Source organism: Pseudomonas sp. GW822-FHT06B12, assembly GCF_058799675.1.
Window position 1 is genome coordinate 199,919 of record NZ_JBXALR010000003.1, and the last position, 21,783, is coordinate 221,701.

Below are 21,783 nucleotides of genomic sequence, written 5' to 3' on the forward strand. Positions count from 1 at the left end.
TTGCCAACCTCGGTATGGCAAAAAAACTGGGTGTCGGTTTTGTTCTGGTTCTGTTGTTGACGGCCCTGGTGGCCGCCATCGGCGTCTGGTCCTTGCAAACCATCAGTCAGCGCTTCGACGGGCTCAAGCAGATGTCGTCGCTCAACAGTGGTTTGCTCAAGGTACGTTTGCTGGAGCAGGAGTACGCCTTGCACAGTGATCCGAAAACCGTCGATGCCTTGCACAAGGGCGTTGATGCGTTGATCGCCCTCGCAACGCAACTCAAGGCTCAGTCGGCGGCTAACGTCCCGGTGATGAATGATGTCGAGCAATCGCTGGGGGCTTACCGCAAAGCCTTCGATGAGTTCGTTGAGCTGACCCAGTCCAAGGACCTGGCGCTGGAAATGGCCAGTTGGTCGGTGTCCAGCGTGGCGAATAACCTCGATGTGCTGCAGGCCGGTCTTGCCGACGATGGCGCTTATGCGCTCAAGGATTCGCAAGGCAAGGAGGGTGCAGAGTTTATCGAGCAGGCCAATCAGGTCAGTCAGGTGTCGCGACTGATGTTGCAGGCGATGAACGAGGCGCGGGTGCGCCTTGATCAAAGCCGCAAGGCCAGCGCCGAAAGCGCCGGGCAAGGCAAGATCGAGCAGGCCGATCAGGCGTTGACGCAGGCCGAGACGCTGAAGAACACGGTCAAGGATGCGGGCTACCAGACCGTGCTCAATGAAGTGACCGGGCATATCGCCAGTTTTAGCGAAAAACTTGCCGAGTACACGGGACTCCTTACTCAGGAAAAACAGGTTTATCAGCAGTTGCATGAGCGCGCCGCCGAAGTGGTGCAGCGGGTTGATCAGGCCTATGGCGCTGAGGACCAGTCGATGCAGGCAGAGCTGAAGAAGAATTCGCTGCTGATCATCGCTTCGTCGGCGCTGGCATTGCTGGTTGGGTTGATTGCAGCGTGGGTGATTACCCGCTTGATCGTTGCGCCACTGCGCAGTGTGATTCTCGTCGCTCAGCAAATTGCCTCGGGCGATCTGAGCGCGACCGTGCAGGTGACACGACGTGATGAAATCGGCCAGTTGATGCAGGCCATGCAGCAAATGGGTGCCGGGTTGAGCAGTATCGTCAGTGGTTTGCAGGCCGGCATCGAGCAGCTTGCGAGTTCCGCGCAATCACTCTCTGCGGTCACCGAGCAGACCAACCTGGAAGTCAGCAGCCAGAAGGAAGAAACCGAGCAAGTCGCCACCGCGATGAATCAGATGACCGCGACCGTACACGACGTTGCCCGCAACGCCGAGGAAGCGGCACTGGCGGCGCAGACGGCGGATGGCAAGGTCGAAACCGGTCAGCAGGTCGTGCGTCAGAGCATGCAGCGCATCGAACAGCTGGCTGATTCAGCGACGTCGGCCAGCTCCAGCATCGAAAGCCTCAGCGCGGAAATCCAGAACATTGGCACTGTACTGAGTGTGATCAAGAGCGTTGCCGAGCAAACCAACCTGCTGGCACTCAACGCGGCCATCGAGGCCGCACGAGCAGGTGAGCAGGGCAGGGGCTTTGCCGTGGTGGCAGATGAAGTTCGTGCCTTGGCCAAGCGTACTCAGCAATCCACCGAAGAAATCGAGCGTCTGGTGAGTGCCTTGCGTTCAGCTGCGCAGGCGTCGGTGCAGCAAATCCAGAGCAGCGGTGAGTTGGTCAAACTCGCCGTCAGTGATGCGCTACAGACTGAAAGTGCGCTGGGCAGTATCGCTGCGGCGGTATCGCTGATTCAGCAGATGAACCAGCAGATCGCTGCTGCGGCCGAACAACAGAGCTCGGTTGCCGAAGAGATCAATCGCAGCGTGACCAGCATCCGCGCCAGTGCCGATCAATCCTCGGTGGCCATGCAAGGCAATGCTACGTCGAGTATCGAGCTGGCGCAGTTGGGGGCTGAGCTGAAGGGGATGGTGGGGCATTTCAGGTTGTAAGCGTGAGAGAGCTCAGAGTCTGTGGCGAGCGAGTTTGCTCCCTCGCCACAGGTGTTGTGTCAGCCTTTAGAGCGGCCTTGCACAACATCGCTATCAGTCGTAGATAGCCTTCTTTTTCCAGTCAGCGTCGGCTTCCACGTCTTTGAGGCCTTCGGTCAACTCGTTAACTTCACCTTCCACCGGTGCAATGTTGGTCAGCACCATGGAGTTGGCGCGCGCCAGGAGTTTTTCCAGGTACTGCAACTGTTCGCTGTAAACCTGCGGGTCTTGCTGTTTACGCAAGTACTGCACGCCACGCTCGAACGCCAGGCGGGCTTGCCCCGGTTGTTCTTGTTGCAGCGCGTGTTGGCCGAGGTTGTTGAAGAACTCGATGTGCAGCAATACCAGGATGTGCCGAACTTCACGAATCCAGCGCTTGGCTTCGTTGGCTGGCAGGAAACCGTCCTGTGCCGCGCGAGTGATCTGGCCATGCAAGGCTTCAAGCAAAAAGCGTACGTCCTTGGCCTTGGCTTCGGTCTGGATCGGTGCCGGCGGGTTGTTGACCGGAATCGATTCGCCTTGTGCGACCAGCGCACTCAGTTCGTCAATGCGGGCTTTGGCCGCCGAATTGGCTTTATCCAGATTAAGCAGGCGTTGGCAGACGTTGAGTTCCAGTCGCGTCAGCAGCAGCTTGAGCGCCGGAGTCATCAGCTGGCCTGGGAAGGTCTCGGTGATTTCGCCACAGCGACGCAATCGATCATTGAGTTCGACCTTGGTGCGGGCCTTTTCCAGTTTATTGTTTTCCACCACATGGTTCATGTAGCCAATGGCGATCAATATTGCGATCCCGACTATTACTAGCAGGGTGATCATGAGTGGTGTCACCGTGAAGACCTCTTTATAGGGTTTGCGTGCGAGTGTAGTGGCTAAGCCAGAGAGCGCATAGGGTGGCGCGACGAGTTGAATCGAGCCTGTGCGCTGTCTATATAGGTAATGTGTGGATGGATGCACATTGCCATCATCTGCTGGTGAGGACTATAGCGTCTTGGCGAGTGACAGAATATAGGCGTCAAACCCTGGTCGGGCGAAAACCTCGAATTGCCCCTCAAAGGGCGGCGAAGTCATTGATTTAAATAAATTTATAGTTGGGGGTTGACGACCCCTCAATCCATCCATAGAATGCGCGCCACTTACAGCGTAAAGCACACAGCGAAACGCGGTAGGGAGTGAATGTTGTACGTGTGTCCCCTTCGTCTAGTGGCCTAGGACACCGCCCTTTCACGGCGGTAACAGGGGTTCGAGTCCCCTAGGGGACGCCAATGCGGGAATAGCTCAGTTGGTAGAGCACGACCTTGCCAAGGTCGGGGTCGCGAGTTCGAGTCTCGTTTCCCGCTCCATATTTAACAAAAACGCCGCTCATTGAGCGGAGTTTTTGTGTGCGCGTTAAAAAATACCTCAGCCGCCGAGGCTATGTACCAGGCTCTCGAGCACTTCGGCGGTTGTTTCATCCAACTCAGCGACTACCGACGCTCTAAGCTGGTGCGCCAAGCGGAATTCGCTCGGAGTGCAATTGGTGACCTGCTTGAAGGCACGAGCGAAGTAGGAAGGGTCCTTGAAACCGGCTTCATAGCCGATGCTGGTAATAGGCATCTGGCTGTTGTTGAGCAACTCCTTCGCGAAGCTCATCCGTTTGTTCAAAATGTAATCCATGAAGCCGAGTCCGTAGGCTTCCTTGAACAGGCGGCTGAAGCGAAAGGTCGTCATGCCGCAGCGCTTCGCCAATTCCCTCTGATCGATGTTGTCCCGAAAGTGCTGATCGATGTACAGCAGTACATTGCTGAGTGCCTGGTGTTTTTGGTGTCCTGAAGTCAGCCGGATGCTGTCCGGCAGGGTCGGTGAGTGGTCGATCAGCAACGTCTTGCGTTGGTCGTTGATATTGCGGCGCAACTCGTGCAGCTGAACGACAGCCGTCAGGTAGCGATTCTTTTCGGAGGCTGAAAGGGGCAGCACCATGTATTCCCAGACACAGGAACGCATCGCCCATACGGCCAGTTCTTCGGAGTGCTGCACGGTGAACATGGTGATCGGAATAGCCGGTGCGGTGCGTTTGATCTCCAGCAGCATCCTCAGGCCAGGTGTGTCGGGGCGATCAAAATGGATGCAGATCATGTCGGCCTGCATCCCGCTGGAAAATGCGGAGTCTTTCACCAGTTTGCAGTCGCAGGCGTGCTCGAACTGCGCCATGAGTTCTGGGGTGGACCGATCGTGGGTCCGATCGAACCAGAGTAGTGATGGTTTCCTGATCACGTTTGACGTCATGTGTTTGGCTCTGGCTTCTGAGGTTCTACGTGCCTCTCTCCGCTGAGTAGTATTGTCAATGTGATATCGCTTTGCAGACTAAATCCTGATAAGAAAAACCGAATTTAGTTCTATGCGCTCTATGGTTTGCTTGTCAGTCGGTGTCGGGCGGTTATTTATTGGCGCGTTGGCGGCGGATTTGCGATCAACCGTTCGTCGCTTGTGAATCAAGGGCAATGGCCTTTGCCCGCCGTTCCTTGTTTAGAGCCTTTCCTTTCCCTTCTTTTCCTTCTGCGGACAGCCACTACTCGCTAGTTGGCCGTGCCCGCAAAAAAGTCCTAGCGATGCGCAAAATCCTCCTAACCCCCTAGGGGATGCCCTGACTAAGGTAGCTACAAGCAGTGCAAAAAGTGCTGCTCCCCGGAAGAACAACATTCGAGTGAGGTGGGCAAAATGACTCTGCAAACTATCAAGGCTTCGGTACTGAAGTTCGCCAAAGATGAAGACGGTCTGACCATTGTGGAATACGCGGTGGCCGGTGGGCTGATTACGATAGCTGCGGTCGCAGCGTTCGGTCTTCTAGGTGGGGCAGTGAATACCAAGATCAGGGCGCTGTGCGGCGCGGTTACTAGTGCTGCTAATACTCCCTGCTGACAACAAACACTCACGGTGGGGGGACATGGCGATGTCCATGGAGTAACCGGTTGCTACTGTTTTGCTGATAGAGCTACCGGATAAATCAATGGACTTCGCGCTGTCCCTGCCAGTGGACGTTCTGAACGGTATGACCGCTGATGTGAGGTACGCAAAATGACTCTACAAACAATAAGAACTTCGATAGTGAAGTTCTCCAAAGATGAAAACGGCTTGACCATTGTGGAATATGCGGTGGCAGGTGGCTTGATTACGATTGCTGTTGTCGCAGCGTTTGTTGCTTTGGGCGGCGCAGTGGATACCAAAATCAGGGCACTGTGCGGCGCGGTTACTAGTGCTGCTAATACTCCCTGCTGACAACAAAAACTCACGGTAGGGAGGCACGCCATGTCCACGGAACTGCTGGTTTCTACCATTTTGCTAATAGGACTTTTGGGCGTGGCGGTGGTGAGCGATCTTCTTCGCCACCGTATTCCCAACACGCTGGTCCTATTGGGACTTGCCTTGGGATTGGCCGGTCAGATGTATTCAGGAGGGGTGAGCGGATTGGGTGACAGCCTGTTGGGCATCCTGATCTGTTTTGCACTGTTCCTGCCCATGTACGCCTTGGGTGGCATGGCTGCCGGTGACGTTAAGTTGATGGCCATGGTCGGCAGTTTCCTACCGTTCCATTACGCGTTATGGGCTGCTTTTTTCAGCCTGATCGCCGGTGGCGTGTGCGGTTTCCTGATAGTGCTGGTTCGCGGTCAGTTGTTACAGACCCTGGGGCGCTATTGGTTGATTCTGCGGGCGCAGTCTTATCTGGCGCCAACTTCAGACGAGGTGGCCGGGAAGCCTTTCCCTTATTCGGTTGCCATTTTGCTCGGTACTTTAAACGCCGTTTCCTGGCAACTCTTTGCCAGTGGATTGGGAGGTTAGCCATGCACGTCATTGTCGAGAGTGATACCTGCCACAATGAACGAGAGGCGGTGCAGCGTCTGGCTCCCCAACCTTGCACTATCAGCGAGACGGGTCTGACGGACAGTTTTCTCGGCGAGTTGGTGTGCAAACATTTGTACGATGCCGGCGTGCTGGACATGTCGCGGCTGGTAGAGCGCCTGGCGCTGACCGGAGCCGTATTGGAAGAGGTCCTGGTGTTTCTGCGCAAGGATGGTCGCGTCGAAGTACTTGGGCAGATGGGCGCGCAAACGGGAGGCGGGCAGTCGCTGCGTTATGGCCTGACTGAACGCGGTCGCAGTACCGCCCGTGATGCCCTGTCGCGTAGCGGCTATATCGGAGCGGCGCCGTTCCCGGTGAGTGCCTACCGTTCCCTGCTTAAGCTGCAGACCATTCACCATGGACGCATCAGCGCTCACGATATGCACACGGCGCTTAACGGCGTAGTGCTCTCGGAGGGGATGCTCGATCAGTTGGGTGTGGCACTGAACTCCGGGCGCGCGATCATGATTTATGGCCCCGCGGGGACCGGCAAGACCTATGTCAGCAGTCGGCTGATCCGCCTGTTCGCCGAGGCCATCTGGGTACCCCATGCCATCGTGATCAACGAGTCGGTGATCGAGATCTATGACCCGCAGGTACACCAGCGGCTGGATGATGGCAGTCAACAGAAAAATCTGATGCTCAACGAAGGGATCGACCGTCGACTGATTTGCTGCAAACGCCCGATTGTCATCACCGGTGGTGAGTTGAGCATGGAACAGCTGGACGTTCGCTATGACCCCTTCACCCGTCAGTACCAGGCCGCCTTGCAGCTCAAAGCCAGCAATGGCCTGTTCATCATCGACGACATGGGGCGCCAGCGCATGGCCCCCGCCGAGCTGCTGAATCGCTGGATCGTCCCGATGGAAGAGAAGCGCGACTTCCTTAACCTGGGGGGCGGGCGGCATTGCGAGCTGCCGTTCGATCTGATTCTGGTGTTTTCCACCAACCTCAATCCCCTGGAGTTGGCCGATGAAGCCTTTCTCCGCCGGATTGGCTACAAGCTGCAATTCGGTTACCTGAAACCCGAAGAGTACGAACGGATCTGGCAGCAGGAGTCCGAGCGTCTGGGCATTCGTTATGACCCGCTGCTGGTGCGTTATGTACTGCAGAGACTTTACGCCATTGAAGGCATGCCCCTGGTGCCTTGCCACCCCCGTGATCTCCTGAACATGGCGCTCGATCGTCAGCGCTACCTGGGCGGTTCCGGGTCACTATCGCCGCAGGAGCTTGAATGGGCGTGGCACAACTACTTCGTCCAGCTCGACTTTCTTTGAGTAGGAGATACAGACATGAGCTCTCGTACTGCAACGCTGATTGGTATTTCGTTGGTCATGGGCCTCGGCGCCGCGTGGATGGCCAATTCCTGGCTGAGCGCACGGCTCAATGCCAGCCCGGATGATCACCTTCGAAGCGTGGTAGTCGCCACGGTCGAGATTCCTTTCGGGCAGTTGGTCGAGGCCCAGCAGGTCACGACCGTGCGCATGCCCATGGATACGATCCCGGACGATGCCTTCGATTCCAGCGACAAGGCGGTGGGCAAGATCGCCACGTTCGACATCCTGCGGGGCGATATTGTGCGCGGCGCTCGCCTGAGTGAGCACCTGGGGGGCAGCACCCTGGCCTCGCTGATTGCCCCCGACAAACGCGCCATTTCGGTACGGGTGGATGATGTGGTCGGTGTCGGCGGGTTCCTGTTACCGGGTAACCGGGTCGATGTACTGGCAACCAAAACCACGAGTGCCGGCGGTAACAACGCTGTCTCCAGAACCATCCTCGAGAACTTGCGAGTATTGGCGGTGGATCAGACGGCGGGTACTGACAAGACCCAACCGGTGGTGGTGCGCGCAGTGACACTGGAGATGACGGCCACTGAGGCGGAAGCACTGGTCACGGCGCAGACGGAAGGGAAGTTGCAACTGGCGCTGCGCAATCCGCTGAACCTCACGAAAAAACCGACCGCCGCGCCTGCTGCGCCTGCGCCTGTTACACAGGTCATCGCGATGGCCACCGAAACTGCGCCAAGACGCGTAGTGCACCGGAGCGCCAGTGGCGGCGGGGCTGTCACCGTTATCCGTGGCATCGAAGCCCATGTCGTCAATGTGCGCTGACAGAGCGCCATAGTTTCCTGGGCACCTATGTAGTGGCGGAGCCGATCCGGGTCCGTATCGGTAAATGAGGGCTTGATGATGAATTCTCGAATTCAACGGCCGTTTCCGGTAACGCCAAGGCGCCAGCGGGGATCGGTGACCGTACTGATGGTGATCGCGTTGGCGGCGATTACCATGATGGCGGCATTGGCGCTGGATGGCAGCCACATGCTGCTGAACAAGACCCGCCTGCAAAATGCGGTGGACGCCGCGGCCCTGAGCGGCGCCAAAACCCTGAGTCAGGTCACCGGCGGTACCAGTATTGCCAGTACAACGCGCACTGCCGCACTGAATACGCTGACGCTCAATGCCAATGCCACGGGCAACACCGAACTGGCAACGGCCATCGCCAACAGCGCGGGCACCTTCGCGGTGGTGGAACTGGCCAGCAACGTCTACGGACCGTTCTCTTATCCAGGGCCGGCGAATGCCACTTACGTTCGGGTGACGGTACCAAGCTATCGCCTGACCGGTTTTTTCTGGAGTTTCGTCCAGTCATTGGGCACTGCCGGTCTGGGCAACAAGGCGGTGGCGGCGATGGCTACCGCCGGACCCAGCCCCACCAGCCCCTGTGATCTCGCGCCATTGATGGTCTGTGGTAACCCGACTCAATACAACCCGAGCACCGGGGTGTTCTGGGGCTATCACTTTGGCGATTTGCAGGATTTGAAAACGGGTTCTGGTACTACATCCGCCATTGGCCCAGGCAATTTTCAACTACTCGATTTTGGCTCGGGCGGCAGCACGGTCAGGGACGACCTGGCTGGAGGCGGCTCGGTATGCCGCAGCGTCGGGCAAAATGTCACGACCAAACCGGGCAACAACGTCGGCCCGGTGTCCCAAGGTTTGAATACCCGTTTCGGTCAGTACAGTGGAGGGCTCAAAATCGCGGATTATCCGCCAGACCTGATCGTCAGCTACAGCACGCCAGTGATCACCAACAGCTCAGGCACACTGCAATACAAGGGCCAGACCATCATTTCGAACAACGGCACACTCACTGCTGGCGGCAACGCGGTGCTTGGCTACAACGACTGGCTGGCGAGCTCCGCGGCGTGTATTGCCGGCTCAGGCACGGGTTGCCAGAACCCAGGAGTCTACGAACGACGGATGCTGAAAGTCGTGATTGGCAACTGCACCGGGCAAAATAATGGCGCGACCTCGATTCCGGTCCTGGGTTTTGGCTGCTATTTCGTGGTGCAGCCGGCCGGTAGCACGGGTAGTACCTCGGAGATCTTCGGGCAGTTCGTGCAGGAGTGTACAGGCGACAACGTGCCGGGTCCCAATCCTTCGGGTGATGCCGGCCCACGGATCATTCAGCTCTACAAAACCTATATCAATGGCAGCGGCACTCCGAGCTCTGACTCGTAGGAGGCGTCATGGAACTTCGCGCTTTTAAACAACCGCAGGGCCAGCGAGGAATGGCATTGGTGGAATTCACCATCGTCCTGCCGTTGTTGCTGCTGCTGTTGCTGGCCCTCGGCGAGTTCGGTCGAATGCTCTTTCAGTACAACACCCTGTTACAGGCCAGCCGTGATGCCGGCCGTTACGTTGCCAGCCAGGCCTGGAACTCGACGCTCGGCGCTGTCGCTCTGAGCAGCACGTTGCAGACCCAGACAAAAAACGTGGCGGTCTATGGCGTGCCTTCCAACACCGGTACCGCAGTGGTATCAGGGTTGACGACCGCTAACGTGGCTGTCACCGCGGTGGGCACCAACCCCCTCCAACCCGACCATGTGAAGGTTACCATCACCTATACCTTCTGCCCGGTGATTGGCGGCGGCAATTGTACCGGCTCGATTACTGGGCTCTTTGGTAATCCGATTGTGCTGAGTGTTCCGCTGGTCGCCACAACCGTCATGAGGGTTCTGTGATGAATCGCAAACATATGCGCGGCGTCTATGCGGTGGAGTTCGCCTTCATCGGCTTGCTGGTGTTCATTCTGTTGTTCGGCGTGCTGGAAATGGGCCGCCTGTACTTCACGGTGAATGCCCTCGATGAATCCGTGCGGCGCGGTGCGCGCCTGGCGGCGGTGTGCAATATCAGCGATCCGATCGTGTTGCAGCGGGCGATCTTCAATCCCGCGGGCAACACCGGCACCAGCCAGCTGATCACCAATCTGGGCACTGGCAACCTGACGCTGACCTACCTGGACGCGAACGGTGCAGTGGTGACGAACCCCACCGACACCGTCAGCGCCACGGGATTTCGTGCCATCCGTTATGTCCAGGTGAGCCTGCAAAGCTACGTTTTCAATCTGTTTATCCCCGGGTTTGGCGTGCCGATTACCCTGCCGGTCTTCAGGGCGACCTTGCCACGCGAAAGCCTTGGGCATCATTCCGAGTCAGGGGAGGTCACTCCATGCTGAATATAAAGGAAACATCGTTAAGCACCGCGACGACCGGCAAGCCCGGGCTGCGATTGCTGATCAGCAGCCGTGATGCCACGGCACTGCGTGATCTGCAAAGCGTTTGCCAGCGCATGCCGAGCCTGGAGGTGAGCACGCGCCTGGTGAGCAATGGGCATGTCGACCCGCTTTATGGTCTGGAGCGGATGCCCGATCTGTTGTTGGTGCGTGTCAGCCATCTATGGCGTGAGGAGCTGGCGGCACTGTTACAGCATCCGGCCCATGAGCGTCCGCCGCTGTTGGTGTGCGGCCTGTTGAACGAGCAGGAAGCCATGCGCCTGGCGATGCAGGCCGGCGCCCGTGATGTCTTGCCGGAACCGATAGCCGAGACGGAACTGGTTTCAGCCTTGAGTCGTCTGGTCACAGAGGTCCGGGTCAACAGTGGGGCGGAAGGGAAGCTGATTGCCGTGATGGGCGCCAAGGGCGGCTCCGGCAGTACCTTGCTGGCCTGTAACCTGGCTCACCAGCTCAGCGTCAAGGGCGGCAACACCCTGCTTTTGGACATGGACCTGCAATTCGGCAGCGTGACGCATTACCTCGATGTGGCGCAGTCGCACAGCCATCTGGAGGTGTTGCAGCAGGTCGAGGACATGGACAGCGTCGCGTTGCGCGGTTTTTGCAGCCACTTCAGCCCGACCTTGCATGTGCTCGGTGGCCGGGCCGGCGAGCTGTGCCTGCCGCAGGATGCCCAGCCCGAGCAACTTGACAGACTGTTGCAGTTGGCCCGTGCCAGTTATGACTGGGTGGTGGTCGATCTGCCGCGGCAAATCGACCACCTCACAGGTTCTGTACTGGAGCAGGCGGATCGAGTGTACGTCGTGGTGCAGCAGAGCGTCAGCCATCTTCGGGATGCCAGCTCCCTGACGCGGATTCTTCGCGAGGACCTGGGCGTGCGCGGGGATCAATTGCAGGTAGTGGTCAACCGCTATGACAAGGCGGCAGCCATCAGCCTCAAGGATATCGGCGAGGCGTTGCGTTGCGCGAATTTGTTGAAATTACCCAACGACTTCAACCTGGTCAGCCAGAGTCAGAACTCTGGCGTGCCGTTGGGGGTGCAAGCACCGCGGGCTCCGATCACCGTCGCCGTACGGCAGATGTCCGAGGCGTTGGTCGGTCACCAGATGACCGGGAACAAAGGCTTGTTCAAACGTGCCTTCAACCGTTTTTTCGGGGGATAACCCATGATCAGCGACTTTCGTAACCGCTTGCGCAAACAGTCCGCTAAACCCGCCGCATCATTGTCTGGTCAGCCGGGCGACGACCTGCTGGACCCGGCAGAGGAATTGATGGCGTGGGAACGTTCGGTTCCGGACGTCATTTACGAGACCCGGAGCCAGGTCACCCCGGTGGAGGCCGAGTGGCGGGAGAAAATCTACCAGCAGTTGCTCAAGGTCATGGACCTGTCCTTGCTCGATTCCCTTGAGCAGGCCGAGGCCACGCGGCAGATTCGCGAGATTTGCCAGCGCTTGCTGGATGAGCATTCAGCCCCCGTGAGTTCGGTCAGCCGTCAGTTGATCATCAAGCAGATCACCGATGAGGTGCTGGGCCTTGGCCCACTGGAGCCGTTACTGGCGGATCACACCGTGTCTGACATTCTGGTCAACGGCTTTGCTTCGGTGTATGTCGAACGTTTCGGCAAGTTGCAGAGGACCGATGTGCGCTTTCGTGACGATCAGCATTTGCTCAACATCATCGACCGCATCGTTTCCAGTCTGGGGCGGCGCATCGATGAGTCCTCGCCGTTGGTGGACGCCCGGCTCAAGGACGGTTCGCGGGTCAACGCGATTATTCCGCCGCTGGCCATCGACGGGCCGAGCGTGTCGATCCGTCGTTTTGCCGTGGACCTGCTCAATACCGATAGCCTGATCCAGGTCGGTACTTTGACCCCGGCCATTGCTTTGCTGCTCAAGGCGATTGTTCGCGGACGCTTGAACGTATTGATCTCCGGCGGCACCGGCAGCGGCAAGACCACCATGCTCAATGTGCTGTCCAGTTTCATTCCGCAAAACGAACGAATCGTCACCATCGAAGATTCGGCTGAACTGCAACTGCAGCAGCCCCATGTGGTGCGCCTGGAAACCCGTCCTTCGAACATCGAGGGGCGTGGCGAGGTGAGCCAGCGCGAATTGGTGCGTAACAGTCTGCGGATGCGCCCGGACCGCATTGTGATCGGCGAAGTACGGGGCGCCGAGGCGCTGGACATGCTGACGGCCATGAACACCGGCCACGACGGCTCGTTGACCACGATCCACGCCAATACCGCGCGCGATGCATTGGGGCGAATCGAGAACATGGTGTCGATGACTGGTGCCACTTTCCCGATCAAGGCCATGCGTCAGCAGATCGCTTCGGCCATTGATGTGGTGATCCAGCTGGAACGTCAGGAGGACGGCAAGCGGCGCCTGGTCAGCGTGCAGGAGATCAACGGCATGGAGGGCGAGATCATCACCATGACCGAAATCTTCTCGTTTGCACGCAGTGGCATGGGCGAACACGGTGAAGTGCTCGGTGATTACCGGCCCAGCGGCATGATCCCGTCCTTTCGCGACGTGTTGGCCAAACGTGGTATCGAGTTGCCCCTGACCTTGTTCAGGCCTGAATGGATGGAGGGACGGCAGTCATGAACCATATATCCGGTGAATTCATTCTGGTCTTTCTCGGTATGGTGTTTATCGCCGTCTTCCTCCTGTCCCAGGGCGTGGTGGTGCCGGTGTTCGGCGAGGCGGGCAAGATGCGCAAGCGTATTCGCGGCCGCCTGCATGTGCTGGAGAGAGCCAACAATTTGCCCAACATGCAAACCGTGCTGCGGCAGAAATACCTGACACGCTTGTCGCCATTGGAAGCCTGGCTTGAGCAACTGCCGTTTATGGCGAGCCTGACACAGCTGATCGAGCAGTCGGGGCACGAATATCGGGCCTATCGGGTGCTGTTCCTCGGGATCGCCATGGGAGTTGGTGCAGGAGCCCTGGTCTTCTTGCTCTCGTCACTCTGGTGGATGGCGTTGGCGGTGGCCTTTGCGGTGGCTTGGCTGCCGCTGCTGAAAATCCTCCGTGACCGCAACAAACGCTTTGCCGAGTTTGAGGAAGGTTTGCCGGATGCGCTGGATGCCATGTGCCGGGCCTTGCGCGCCGGGCATCCATTCAACGAAACCCTGCGTCTGGTGGCCGAGGAGCACAAGGGGCCGGTGGCGCATGAGTTCGGTCTGACCTTCGCCGATATCAACTATGGCAATGATGTGCGCCGGGCCATGCTTGGCCTGCTGGAGCGCATGCCGAGTATGACGGTGATGATGCTGGTGACGTCGATCCTCATCCATCGTGAAACCGGCGGCAATCTGACCGAGGTGCTCGAGCGTTTGAGTCGCTTGATTCGGGGGCGCTTCCGCTTTCAGCGCAAGATTAAGACTCTGTCAGCTGAAGGGCGAATGTCGGCCTGGGTGCTGGTGTCAATTCCCTTCGTGCTGGCGGCGGCGATCCTGATCACGACTCCCAGCTACCTGCCTGTGCTGACCAATGATCCACTCGGCCACAAGCTGATCATCGGGGCTTTCTGCGCGATGTTGGTCGGGATTGTCTGGATTCGAAAAATCATCCGGATTCAGGTTTAAGCGGTATTCGCTACGTGGAGGTGCAGGTCATGGACTATTTGCTCGGGTTGTTGGGTCGGGTGACGGGTAATGAGGCGCTGGCGCGCCTGTTGTTCGTCAGTGCGATAGGGGTGAGTACGGTGCTTGCGGTCGTCACCGTGGTATTACTGGTGTTGGGGCTTCAGGACCCGATGCAGCGTCGTCTTGCGCTGATCAAGCGGGGGCAATACGGGAGTGCAGGGGGGCCGGACGCGCCGGGTAATCTGCAACTGTTGCTGGAGCGCGTCGGCCAGCGTTTTGGCTCCGCCGAAACCGCTCAGGCATCCGAAACCCAGCTGCTGTTGATGCACGCAGGGTACCGCTCGTCTTCGGCGGTGCAGATGTACTGGGCGGTGCGCTTGCTGTTGCCGCTGATATTGGTCGGCATTTCGTTGCTGGTTTTGCCGCTGATTCCCCGACTTTCTCTGCCTCTGGGCCTGCTGCTGGTGCTCATGGCGGCCGCTGTCGGTTGGCTGCTGCCAGCGATGTATATCGGCAAGCGCAAACAGCTACGTCAGACCCGGCTGCGTGTCGCGTTTCCGGATGCCCTGGATCTGATGGTGGTCTGCGTGGAATCGGGGCTGGCCTTGCCCACGACCATCGAACGGGTGGCTGAAGAGATGTCGGTCAGTCAGGTCGAGCTGGCGGAGGAACTGGCGTTGGTCAATGCGCAAATCCGCGCCGGGATTACCAGTACCGAGGCGCTAAAACAATTGGCCGTGCGCACCGGGCTGGAAGACGTGCAAGGGTTGGTCAGCCTGCTGGGGCAGAGCATCCGCTTCGGTACCAGTGTGGCCGATACTCTGCGAATCTATGCTGATGAGTTCCGCGACCGGCGTACGCAGGCAGCCGAAGAGATGGGGGCGAAAATTGGTACCAAGCTGATATTCCCGTTGATCTTCTGTCTGTGGCCGAGCTTCTTCCTGGTCGCTATTGGGCCGGCTTTGATCGGGGTGCTCAAAGCATTCGGGTGAGATAAGAGGGAGGGGCTGCCGAGCAGGATGGCGGCTCCTTTCGGAGCACAGGGTGGAGCAAGTCTTATGTGGGTCAGGCCCGGTGCCTGATCCACTTTTTTTATCCCTTTACACTTTTACCCACGCACGTTATTGGCCCCGGCGCTCTCGCCAGGTATCTCTGGGCTACGCCAGAGGCTGATCGGCCTCTGACGTGTCTTATTTACCGCCGTTGCTCATGCTTCCCGATGCCTTCTGGTCAAAATGTTCAGGAATCGGGTGGGTGAAGCTATCCAGCCAGCGTTGCATGGACAGATCACGTTCGGTGGCCGAAACGCTTTGTAGTCGAGGGGAAGCCACTACGCCGCGAATCTGTAGTTGCATCCATTGTTCGGTGCCTTGTTGCGGCACCGACGAGGGGCCTGGCTCAATAGCCCAGGCGGTCGTGGACAGGCAAGCCATGCACACTATCAACAGCCTCTTGGTATTCATTTGCGACTCCTCGTTTTGTCTACTTGATCGCATTGGCTGAGGCATCGACTACCTCTGTCATGCCTTTACCCTCGGTAGCCACCACTTTTTTGGCCGGGGCCTTGAGTCTTTCCGCGCGAGCTTGAGCATCCGAGACTTGCTTGGAGCTCAGGCTGGCGCGGTTTGCGAGTTCGGCAGCCTGCTTCCAGTTGTCCTGATAGATCAGCAGTGTCACCAGATTGAGTGCCGCCAGTGAATCCGACTGCTTGAGCTCCATGGCGGTCATAAACTGAAAGCGTGCTTCATTGATCCGACGCTGATTGAGGTAGACGACCCCCAGGTCATTGCGGATTTTATCGTCGGTAGGGGCCATCCTCATCGCACGCTCAAGGTGATCCGCGGCGGCCGCATTATCATTTCTGGCCGCGGCCAACTGGCCCAGGCCATGCTCGCCTTCAGCGGCCATACACGTGCCGAGCAGGCTCTTGTACAACGGTTCGGCCTCGTTACGACCCAGCAGGCGCAGGACTCGAGCCTTGCGCAGGCGAACCTGCGGCAGGTCTTCGGGCAACCCCTCCAGATTCGCCAGGCTGGCATACAAACGGCCATCGTTGGTCATGTCGTCGGCCAGGTTCAGGGACAACTGTTGATCGGAACCTGGACTCGCGCAGCTACTCGGTCGCGAAGACAGGCCATTGGTGGCACAACCTGCGAGCATCACTGTCGCTGCTATTGCTATGACCGCTTTCATTGAGTGTCCTCTGGCTACAACACGTTGAAACGGGCTCATTGCGAGAGTCCCATGCGACTGTCGAAGTCGCCGCTGTCGAGGAAGTACATGCGGTAGAAGTTCGGGTCGTAATTGCGCAGCTGTTCGCCAGGCAATGTCGGCAGTTGTGCGTTGACCGCCAGCGGTTGAACCAGGTGCGGAGTGACGATCATCAACAGTTCGCGCTCTTCACGGTTGATGGAGTTATTGCGGAAGAACGCGCCGAGAATCGGGATATCGCCCAGCCCCGGAAACTTGTTCACCTGGGAGCTGTTGCTGGTGCTGATCAGACCGCTGATGACGAAACTTTCGCCATCGGCCAGGGAAATGCTGGTGTCGGTACGGCGCACGGTAAATGCCGGGACCACGGTGCCGGCGATCTGTATGGCCTTGGTGAAATCCAGCTCGCTGACCTCGGGTGCCACCTTCAGGGCAATGCGATTTTTCCCGATGATGGTCGGGGTCAGGGTCAGGCGGACACCGAATTCCTTGTACTCGATGGAGATGTTGTCGCTGCCTGAACTGGGCACCGGAATCGGCACTTCACCACCGGCCAGGAAGCTCGCACTCTGTCCGCTGAGGGCCACCAGGCTCGGCCGCGCCAGGGTGTAGGCAAAGCCACTGCCTTCCAGCGCATTGATCATCCCCAGCACATTACCGCCGCCAAAGCCGATATTGAACGTGCCGTTATTCAGCGGGATGTTTGGCGCCAGATTACCAATATGGCCGGGGGTCACAGTCACCCCGGGTACAGACCCTGGCGAGCCGAACAGAAAATTACCGCTCTTGCCGAAGATCGACGTGCTGGCTTCTTTCAACTTGGTGCGGCTGACTTCGACGAAGCGAATATCGGTCTGCACCTGGCTCGGCAGCAGCGGGTCTTCAGAAGGCACCGTCGACACGCTGGTCAGTGCTGCGGTGGCCCTGCCCTTGACGAATACCATGCTTTGGCGCGGCGTGGGTGAACAGGCGGTCCAGACCATCAGGCTGGTGGCGCCGGGAGCTACACCCGTGAGTATGAAGGAGTTGCTGCTACTGGTTTGCACATCGGCAACTTTCGGGTCGCCGACGGCCAACTGCTTGATCGGGACCGGCATGCGCAACTCATCCTGAAGTCCCTGACCGACCTCGAACACGGCGGGCAGATTTGCCAGTTGCGAGCAATTGTTCGCCGCGGCCTGAGCCGCGTCCACTCCAAGGCCCATCCACAACAGACCATGGATAATTCGTTTGAAAGCGGGCACGGTACGATAGCTCATTAAGTGCATCCTCGCTGAATAGGCCATCTACGGGCTGACCTGGTTGCCTTGGATCGCTTCAAGGGGCCCGGGTCGGCCCTCCACTTCGCCAGACCACTAACCATTAATGGTCCCGGCAATATTCCTTGGTGCTGCGCGCGAGCAGGCGCAATACGCAGGTCTTGATGACCGGCGAGCGACCTACGCTAAAACTGTCGTCAGTGATCCAGATACCTGGGCTCAGGACACGCGAGGTTTTTTTGCCAACCTTGTCTGGCTCGGACAGGCTACCGACCAGAGCAATAGGCACAGGCTCGACAGCAGCAGTGGCTATAGACAGCACTGTCAGCCGACGCGGTTCCCCCAATAAGTAACCGGCAATCAAGGCACAAAGCAGAAAAACGCCAGCCAGGATCATGGTGAGGTAACTCCTTGTGCCAATCCGCTATCTGATCGCTGAACAAAACGTGGACAACTCACGCCGGTATAACTTTTCCTTGTTTGAAAGTAGTTCAACCAAGGCAAAGCGCCATGAATTAGAAGAAAAACCTCAGTGAAAATGTGCGCGCGTTGCTATTTTTCGAATCGTGCACTCACCTGCGAGCTGGCCCCGCGACGGGGTATTTCCGCACGTAATGCGTCCTTTCAAATTGTTACCGGATGCACCAACACGACACAAAACGCGGCTCAGGTAACAGTCGCGAACGCTGCTCGACAACCCTCGAGAATTTTTTTGTCATCGCCAAAGCCCCGTTCCAGAGGCCTTCCTGTTGCTTTAAAAGCTTTCTTCAGCTCCCGTTCAGCGAGTTGGCTGGTTGATTGCATATGCTTGTATGTACAAGTAAATGTGTGTGCGTGGGAGTCGCCGGCAGGCGTTGACGCGCAGCATTGCTTTGAGGTTTTGGTTCAGGTTCACAGCGTCACACGCATTCCAGTAACAGCACCCATGCGCCATAAGCGCCCGTAGTGGTTTTAGGAATTGATAATAATGAAAAGAACATTGCTGACCCTTTCTGCTTTGACCTTGTGCATGGCCGCAGGTGTAGCCACGGCCAAAGAGTACAAAGAGCTGCGTTTTGGCGTTGATCCTTCTTACGCACCGTTCGAGTCCAAAGCGGCTGACGGTAGCCTGGTGGGCTTCGATATCGATCTGGGTAACGCGATTTGCGCCGAGCTGAAGGTCAAGTGCAAATGGGTCGAGAGCGATTTCGACGGCACGATTCCAGGCTTGAAGGCCAACAAGTTCGACGGCGTGATCTCTTCCATGACCGTGACTCCGGCCCGTGAGAAAGTCATCGACTTCTCCAGCGAACTGTTCTCCGGCCCGACCGCGCTGGTCTACAAGAAAGGCTCCAGCGTTTCAGACGTGGCCTCGCTCAAGGGCAAAAAAGTCGGCTACGAGCAAGGCACCATCCAGGAAGCCTACGCCAAGGCCGTACTGGACAAGGCCGGGGTAGAAACCAAGGCCTACGCCAACCAGGACCAGGTTTACGCTGACTTGATGTCCGGTCGCCTCGACGCCACGATCCAGGACATGCTGCAAGCCAAGCTGAGCTTTTTGAAGTCGCCGCAAGGGGCTGATTTCGAGGTCAGCCAACCGATCGACAGCGAGTTGTTGCCCGCTAAAACAGCGGTGGGTATCGCCAAAGGCAACACCGAGCTCAAGGCCCTTCTCGATAAAGGCATCAAGGCGATCCACGATGACGGCACCTACGACTCGATCCAGAAGAAACACTTCGGTGATCTGAGTCTCTACAGCGGCAAGTAAGGCCCCGGTGCCCGTCCTAGGGACGGGCGCTTTTTTATCGCTATAGGTTCCTGAATTATGTTCGAAGCACTTTTGCAGACACTCGGGCTCTCCGGATTCAGCTTGAAGGGGTTCGGCCCTCTGTTGCTGGAAGGCTCCTGGATGACCGTCAAGTTATCGATACTGTCGCTGTTGTTGAGCGTTCTGCTCGGCCTGATCGGCGCCAGTGCCAAACTGTCCAGCGTCAAACTGTTGCGGATTCCGGCCCAGCTCTACACCACGCTGATTCGCGGCGTGCCGGACCTGGTGCTGATGCTGCTGATTTTCTACAGCTTGCAAACCTGGTTGACCAGTTTCACCGAGGCGCTGGGCTGGGAATACATCGAGATCAATCCGTTCGCCGCCGGGATCATCACCCTGGGTTTCATCTACGGCGCGTACTTCACCGAGACCTTTCGCGGCGCGATCCTCGCGGTGCCTCGTGGGCAGATGGAAGCGGCCACGGCCTACGGCTTGAGCCGTGCTCAGCGCTTTCGCTACGTGGTGTTCCCGCAAATGATGCGCTTTGCCCTGCCAGGCATCGGTAACAACTGGATGGTGATCCTCAAGGCCACCGCGCTGGTGTCGATCATCGGCCTCGCTGACCTGGTCAAGGCCGCTCAGGACGCCGGTAAAAGCTCCTATCAACTGTTCTTTTTTCTGGTGTTGGCCGCGCTGATCTACCTGGTGATCACCAGCGCGTCGAACTATGTCCTGCGCTGGCTCGAACGGCATTACGCGGCAGGTTCCCGGGAGGCTGTACGATGATCGAATTACTGCAGGACTACTGGAAGCCCTTCCTCTATAGCGACGGCTACCACATCACCGGCCTGGCCATGACCCTGTGGTTGCTCAGCGCCTCGATTTTCATCGGTTTCCTGGTGTCGGTTCCGCTGTCCATTGCCCGGGTTTCCAGCAGGCTCTACGTGCGCTGGCCGGTGCAGTTCTACACCTACCTGTTTCGCGGCACGCCGCTGTATATCCAACTGTTGATTTGCTACACCGGGATCTACAGCCTGGCCGCGGTCCGTGCACAACCGGTGCTCGATGCGTTCTTTCGCGATGCGATGAACTGCACCATCCTCGCGTTTGCCTTGAACACCTGCGCCTACACCACAGAGATTTTCGCCGGGGCGATTCGCAGCATGAACCACGGCGAAGTCGAAGCCGCAAAAGCCTACGGTCTGACGGGCTGGAAGCTCTATGCCTACGTGATCATGCCGTCGGCCCTGCGTCGCTCGCTGCCGTACTACAGCAACGAAGTGATCCTCATGCTGCACTCGACCACCGTGGCCTTCACCGCCACCGTCCCGGACATTTTGAAAGTGGCGCGGGATGCCAACTCGGCGACCTTTTTGACCTTTCAATCGTTCGGTATTACCGCGCTGATTTACCTGTTGGTCACCTTTGCGCTGGTCGGTCTGTTCCGCATTGCCGAACGTCGTTGGCTGGCCTTTCTTGGCCCGGCTCACTAATCAGGCCACGGGCTTTGTCGCCGCTTGCGACGTCTACGCAGCGGCGACCCATTTTCCCTTAGAGGATGATTGCGCACATGTACAAATTGACTGTTGAAGAACTACACAAGAGTTACGGTAGCCACGAAGTGCTCAAGGGCGTTTCCCTGAAGGCCAAAACCGGTGACGTGATCAGCCTGATCGGCGCCAGCGGCTCGGGCAAAAGTACCTTTTTGCGCTGCATCAACTTTCTCGAAACACCGAACGACGGCGCGATGAGCCTGGATGGCAAGCAGATTCGCATGGTCAAAGATCACCATGGCATGCGCGTGGCCGACGATGCCGAACTGCAACGACTGCGCACCCGTTTGGCGATGGTGTTCCAGCACTTCAATCTGTGGGGCCACATGACCGTGCTGGAAAACATCACCATGGCTCCGCGCCGGGTGCTGGGTGTCAGCAAGAAAGACGCAGAAGATCGTGCCCGTCGTTATCTGGACAAGGTCGGCCTGCCGGCTCGCGTGGCGGATCAGTACCCGGCGTTCCTGTCGGGTGGCCAGCAACAGCGTGTCGCTATTGCTCGCGCGTTGGCGATGGAGCCGGAAGTCATGTTGTTCGACGAGCCGACCTCGGCGCTGGACCCGGAACTGGTGGGCGAAGTGCTCAAGGTAATCCAGGGCCTGGCCGAAGAAGGCCGGACCATGATCATGGTGACTCACGAAATGAGCTTCGCCCGCAAAGTGTCGAATCAGGTGCTGTTTCTGCATCAGGGGCGAGTGGAGGAAGAGGGCGCGCCAGAGGACGTGCTGGGCAATCCGAAGAGCGAGCGTTTGCAGCAGTTTCTCAGTGGCAATCTGAAGTAACCCCCCAAAACACTGTAGGAGCTGGCGAAGCCTGCGATCTTTTGACTGCTCTGGAAATGCCCCACGAGCGAAGATCAAAAGATCGCAGCCTGCGGCAGCTCCTACAGGGTGGGGACGCCTCTATGAGCGGGCACGATTCACATGGACAGAATCAGGCGTCCGGCGAAGAGGATCAGGATCACCCCCCATGGTGCGCGATCATAAGTGCCACTCAG

Annotated in this window: 23 protein-coding genes, 2 tRNA genes and 1 pseudogene; 20 read left to right on the forward strand and 6 right to left on the reverse strand. The window is 58.1% G+C overall.

Annotation, left to right across the window (positions count from 1 at the left end; translation table 11 throughout):
* Positions 1-14: 14 nt before the first annotated feature.
* Both AC1RKH_RS08325 and AC1RKH_RS08330 read left to right on the forward strand, forming a co-directional pair.
* Positions 15-1,082 (forward strand): annotated as a pseudogene (locus tag AC1RKH_RS08325) (HAMP domain-containing protein); the annotation flags it as partial.
* Positions 1,080-1,943, forward strand: a complete 864-nt coding sequence (locus AC1RKH_RS08330; RefSeq protein ID WP_493140149.1) for a methyl-accepting chemotaxis protein — start codon at positions 1,080-1,082, stop codon at positions 1,941-1,943. The pseudogene AC1RKH_RS08325 and the gene AC1RKH_RS08330, both read left to right, overlap by 3 nt.
* A 93-nt stretch (positions 1,944-2,036) precedes the next feature.
* On the opposite strand, the gene AC1RKH_RS08335 is transcribed toward AC1RKH_RS08330, so the two are convergent.
* Positions 2,037-2,795, reverse strand: coding sequence for a hypothetical protein (locus tag AC1RKH_RS08335; protein WP_493063620.1), 759 nt, complete (start codon positions 2,793-2,795; stop codon positions 2,037-2,039).
* Between the two features lie 370 nt (positions 2,796-3,165).
* Between AC1RKH_RS08335 and AC1RKH_RS08340 the strand changes: the two genes are divergently transcribed.
* Positions 3,166-3,241, forward strand: a tRNA-Glu gene (locus tag AC1RKH_RS08340).
* 2 nt (positions 3,242-3,243) lie between these two features.
* Positions 3,244-3,319, forward strand: a tRNA-Gly gene (locus AC1RKH_RS08345).
* A gap of 58 nt (positions 3,320-3,377) precedes the next feature.
* Here the strand turns inward: AC1RKH_RS08345 and AC1RKH_RS08350 are convergent.
* Positions 3,378-4,241 carry a helix-turn-helix transcriptional regulator gene (locus AC1RKH_RS08350; protein WP_493061389.1) on the reverse strand — a complete coding sequence of 288 codons (864 nt, stop codon included), beginning with the start codon at positions 4,239-4,241 and terminating at the stop codon, positions 3,378-3,380.
* A gap of 432 nt (positions 4,242-4,673) precedes the next feature.
* Here AC1RKH_RS08350 and AC1RKH_RS08355 point away from each other — a divergent pair, with 432 nt between their 5' ends.
* From AC1RKH_RS08355 to AC1RKH_RS08410, 12 genes are all read left to right on the forward strand, one after another.
* Positions 4,674-4,874: a Flp family type IVb pilin gene (locus tag AC1RKH_RS08355; RefSeq protein WP_493061390.1), complete on the forward strand. Its 201-nt coding sequence runs from the start codon at positions 4,674-4,676 to the stop codon at positions 4,872-4,874.
* A 156-nt stretch (positions 4,875-5,030) separates the two neighbouring features.
* The gene (locus AC1RKH_RS08360; protein WP_103317729.1) at positions 5,031-5,231 is read left to right on the forward strand and encodes a Flp family type IVb pilin; all 201 of its coding nucleotides are present in this window, start codon (positions 5,031-5,033) and stop codon (positions 5,229-5,231) included.
* 30 nt (positions 5,232-5,261) lie between these two features.
* Complete coding sequence (locus AC1RKH_RS08365; protein ID WP_493061391.1) at positions 5,262-5,792, forward strand: A24 family peptidase; 531 nt, start codon at positions 5,262-5,264, stop codon at positions 5,790-5,792.
* Positions 5,793-5,794: 2 nt separating this feature from the next.
* Entirely contained in the window at positions 5,795-7,129 is a 1,335-nt protein-coding gene (locus AC1RKH_RS08370) for a DUF8689 domain-containing protein (RefSeq protein WP_493061392.1), read from the forward strand.
* 15 nt (positions 7,130-7,144) lie between these two features.
* Complete coding sequence (gene cpaB / locus AC1RKH_RS08375) at positions 7,145-7,963, forward strand: Flp pilus assembly protein CpaB (protein ID WP_493061393.1); 819 nt, start codon at positions 7,145-7,147, stop codon at positions 7,961-7,963.
* A gap of 75 nt (positions 7,964-8,038) precedes the next feature.
* The gene (locus tag AC1RKH_RS08380) at positions 8,039-9,373 is read left to right on the forward strand and encodes a pilus assembly protein TadG-related protein (RefSeq protein ID WP_493061394.1); all 1,335 of its coding nucleotides are present in this window, start codon (positions 8,039-8,041) and stop codon (positions 9,371-9,373) included.
* Positions 9,374-9,381: 8 nt separating this feature from the next.
* Entirely contained in the window at positions 9,382-9,876 is a 495-nt protein-coding gene (locus AC1RKH_RS08385) for a TadE/TadG family type IV pilus assembly protein (RefSeq protein ID WP_493061395.1), read from the forward strand.
* Entirely contained in the window at positions 9,876-10,370 is a 495-nt protein-coding gene (locus AC1RKH_RS08390; protein ID WP_493061396.1) for a TadE/TadG family type IV pilus assembly protein, read from the forward strand. The genes AC1RKH_RS08385 and AC1RKH_RS08390 overlap by 1 nt, the downstream gene beginning before the upstream one ends.
* Positions 10,364-11,587 carry an AAA family ATPase gene (locus AC1RKH_RS08395; protein ID WP_493061397.1) on the forward strand — a complete coding sequence of 408 codons (1,224 nt, stop codon included), beginning with the start codon at positions 10,364-10,366 and terminating at the stop codon, positions 11,585-11,587. The genes AC1RKH_RS08390 and AC1RKH_RS08395 overlap by 7 nt, the downstream gene beginning before the upstream one ends.
* A gap of 3 nt (positions 11,588-11,590) precedes the next feature.
* Positions 11,591-13,033: a TadA family conjugal transfer-associated ATPase gene (locus tag AC1RKH_RS08400; protein ID WP_493061398.1), complete on the forward strand. Its 1,443-nt coding sequence runs from the start codon at positions 11,591-11,593 to the stop codon at positions 13,031-13,033.
* Complete coding sequence (locus AC1RKH_RS08405) at positions 13,030-14,016, forward strand: type II secretion system F family protein (protein ID WP_493061399.1); 987 nt, start codon at positions 13,030-13,032, stop codon at positions 14,014-14,016. Before AC1RKH_RS08400 ends, AC1RKH_RS08405 begins: the two co-directional genes overlap by 4 nt.
* 29 nt (positions 14,017-14,045) lie before the next feature.
* Positions 14,046-15,008 (forward strand): type II secretion system F family protein, encoded by a 963-nt coding sequence (locus tag AC1RKH_RS08410; RefSeq protein ID WP_493061400.1) that lies wholly within the window; start codon positions 14,046-14,048, stop codon positions 15,006-15,008.
* Positions 15,009-15,206: 198 nt separating this feature from the next.
* Here the strand turns inward: AC1RKH_RS08410 and AC1RKH_RS08415 are convergent, their stop codons facing one another.
* The 4 genes from AC1RKH_RS08415 to AC1RKH_RS08430 all read right to left on the reverse strand — a co-directional run bounded on the left by AC1RKH_RS08415 (position 15,207) and on the right by AC1RKH_RS08430 (position 17,883).
* Positions 15,207-15,479: a DUF3613 domain-containing protein gene (locus AC1RKH_RS08415; protein ID WP_103317710.1), complete on the reverse strand. Its 273-nt coding sequence runs from the start codon at positions 15,477-15,479 to the stop codon at positions 15,207-15,209.
* 19 nt (positions 15,480-15,498) lie between these two features.
* Positions 15,499-16,209 (reverse strand): tetratricopeptide repeat protein, encoded by a 711-nt coding sequence (locus tag AC1RKH_RS08420; RefSeq protein WP_493061401.1) that lies wholly within the window; start codon positions 16,207-16,209, stop codon positions 15,499-15,501.
* A 35-nt stretch (positions 16,210-16,244) separates the two neighbouring features.
* Positions 16,245-17,486: a type II and III secretion system protein family protein gene (locus AC1RKH_RS08425; RefSeq protein WP_493061402.1), complete on the reverse strand. Its 1,242-nt coding sequence runs from the start codon at positions 17,484-17,486 to the stop codon at positions 16,245-16,247.
* 103 nt (positions 17,487-17,589) lie between these two features.
* Complete coding sequence (locus tag AC1RKH_RS08430) at positions 17,590-17,883, reverse strand: hypothetical protein (protein WP_493061403.1); 294 nt, start codon at positions 17,881-17,883, stop codon at positions 17,590-17,592.
* 570 nt (positions 17,884-18,453) lie between these two features.
* Between AC1RKH_RS08430 and AC1RKH_RS08435 the strand changes: the two genes are divergently transcribed.
* The 4 genes from AC1RKH_RS08435 (at position 18,454) to AC1RKH_RS08450 (ending at position 21,568) form a co-directional block, all read left to right on the forward strand.
* Entirely contained in the window at positions 18,454-19,233 is a 780-nt protein-coding gene (locus AC1RKH_RS08435) for a transporter substrate-binding domain-containing protein (RefSeq protein WP_123423214.1), read from the forward strand.
* 57 nt (positions 19,234-19,290) lie between these two features.
* Positions 19,291-20,019, forward strand: coding sequence for an ABC transporter permease (locus AC1RKH_RS08440; protein ID WP_493061404.1), 729 nt, complete (start codon positions 19,291-19,293; stop codon positions 20,017-20,019).
* Positions 20,016-20,726: an ABC transporter permease gene (locus AC1RKH_RS08445; RefSeq protein WP_493061405.1), complete on the forward strand. Its 711-nt coding sequence runs from the start codon at positions 20,016-20,018 to the stop codon at positions 20,724-20,726. Before AC1RKH_RS08440 ends, AC1RKH_RS08445 begins: the two co-directional genes overlap by 4 nt.
* 77 nt (positions 20,727-20,803) lie before the next feature.
* The gene (locus AC1RKH_RS08450) at positions 20,804-21,568 is read left to right on the forward strand and encodes an ABC transporter ATP-binding protein (RefSeq protein WP_123423212.1); all 765 of its coding nucleotides are present in this window, start codon (positions 20,804-20,806) and stop codon (positions 21,566-21,568) included.
* The last annotated feature ends 215 nt before the right edge of the window (positions 21,569-21,783 follow it).

Excerpts from the sequence above, each read along its gene's own strand:
- AC1RKH_RS08330 (WP_493140149.1), top strand. The coding sequence starts at position 1,080 with ATGGGTGCCGGGTTGAGCAGTATCGTCAGTGGTTTGCAGGCCGGCATC.
- AC1RKH_RS08335 (WP_493063620.1), bottom strand. The coding sequence starts at position 2,795 with ATGATCACCCTGCTAGTAATAGTCGGGATCGCAATATTGATCGCCATT.
- AC1RKH_RS08350 (WP_493061389.1), bottom strand. The coding sequence starts at position 4,241 with ATGACGTCAAACGTGATCAGGAAACCATCACTACTCTGGTTCGATCGG.
- AC1RKH_RS08355 (WP_493061390.1), top strand. The coding sequence starts at position 4,674 with ATGACTCTGCAAACTATCAAGGCTTCGGTACTGAAGTTCGCCAAAGAT.
- AC1RKH_RS08360 (WP_103317729.1), top strand. The coding sequence starts at position 5,031 with ATGACTCTACAAACAATAAGAACTTCGATAGTGAAGTTCTCCAAAGAT.
- AC1RKH_RS08365 (WP_493061391.1), top strand. The coding sequence starts at position 5,262 with ATGTCCACGGAACTGCTGGTTTCTACCATTTTGCTAATAGGACTTTTG.
- AC1RKH_RS08370 (WP_493061392.1), top strand. The coding sequence starts at position 5,795 with ATGCACGTCATTGTCGAGAGTGATACCTGCCACAATGAACGAGAGGCG.
- cpaB (WP_493061393.1), top strand. The coding sequence starts at position 7,145 with ATGAGCTCTCGTACTGCAACGCTGATTGGTATTTCGTTGGTCATGGGC.
- AC1RKH_RS08380 (WP_493061394.1), top strand. The coding sequence starts at position 8,039 with ATGATGAATTCTCGAATTCAACGGCCGTTTCCGGTAACGCCAAGGCGC.
- AC1RKH_RS08385 (WP_493061395.1), top strand. The coding sequence starts at position 9,382 with ATGGAACTTCGCGCTTTTAAACAACCGCAGGGCCAGCGAGGAATGGCA.
- AC1RKH_RS08390 (WP_493061396.1), top strand. The coding sequence starts at position 9,876 with ATGAATCGCAAACATATGCGCGGCGTCTATGCGGTGGAGTTCGCCTTC.
- AC1RKH_RS08395 (WP_493061397.1), top strand. The coding sequence starts at position 10,364 with ATGCTGAATATAAAGGAAACATCGTTAAGCACCGCGACGACCGGCAAG.
- AC1RKH_RS08400 (WP_493061398.1), top strand. The coding sequence starts at position 11,591 with ATGATCAGCGACTTTCGTAACCGCTTGCGCAAACAGTCCGCTAAACCC.
- AC1RKH_RS08405 (WP_493061399.1), top strand. The coding sequence starts at position 13,030 with ATGAACCATATATCCGGTGAATTCATTCTGGTCTTTCTCGGTATGGTG.
- AC1RKH_RS08410 (WP_493061400.1), top strand. The coding sequence starts at position 14,046 with ATGGACTATTTGCTCGGGTTGTTGGGTCGGGTGACGGGTAATGAGGCG.
- AC1RKH_RS08415 (WP_103317710.1), bottom strand. The coding sequence starts at position 15,479 with ATGAATACCAAGAGGCTGTTGATAGTGTGCATGGCTTGCCTGTCCACG.
- AC1RKH_RS08420 (WP_493061401.1), bottom strand. The coding sequence starts at position 16,209 with ATGAAAGCGGTCATAGCAATAGCAGCGACAGTGATGCTCGCAGGTTGT.
- AC1RKH_RS08425 (WP_493061402.1), bottom strand. The coding sequence starts at position 17,486 with ATGAGCTATCGTACCGTGCCCGCTTTCAAACGAATTATCCATGGTCTG.
- AC1RKH_RS08430 (WP_493061403.1), bottom strand. The coding sequence starts at position 17,883 with ATGATCCTGGCTGGCGTTTTTCTGCTTTGTGCCTTGATTGCCGGTTAC.
- AC1RKH_RS08435 (WP_123423214.1), top strand. The coding sequence starts at position 18,454 with ATGAAAAGAACATTGCTGACCCTTTCTGCTTTGACCTTGTGCATGGCC.
- AC1RKH_RS08440 (WP_493061404.1), top strand. The coding sequence starts at position 19,291 with ATGTTCGAAGCACTTTTGCAGACACTCGGGCTCTCCGGATTCAGCTTG.
- AC1RKH_RS08445 (WP_493061405.1), top strand. The coding sequence starts at position 20,016 with ATGATCGAATTACTGCAGGACTACTGGAAGCCCTTCCTCTATAGCGAC.
- AC1RKH_RS08450 (WP_123423212.1), top strand. The coding sequence starts at position 20,804 with ATGTACAAATTGACTGTTGAAGAACTACACAAGAGTTACGGTAGCCAC.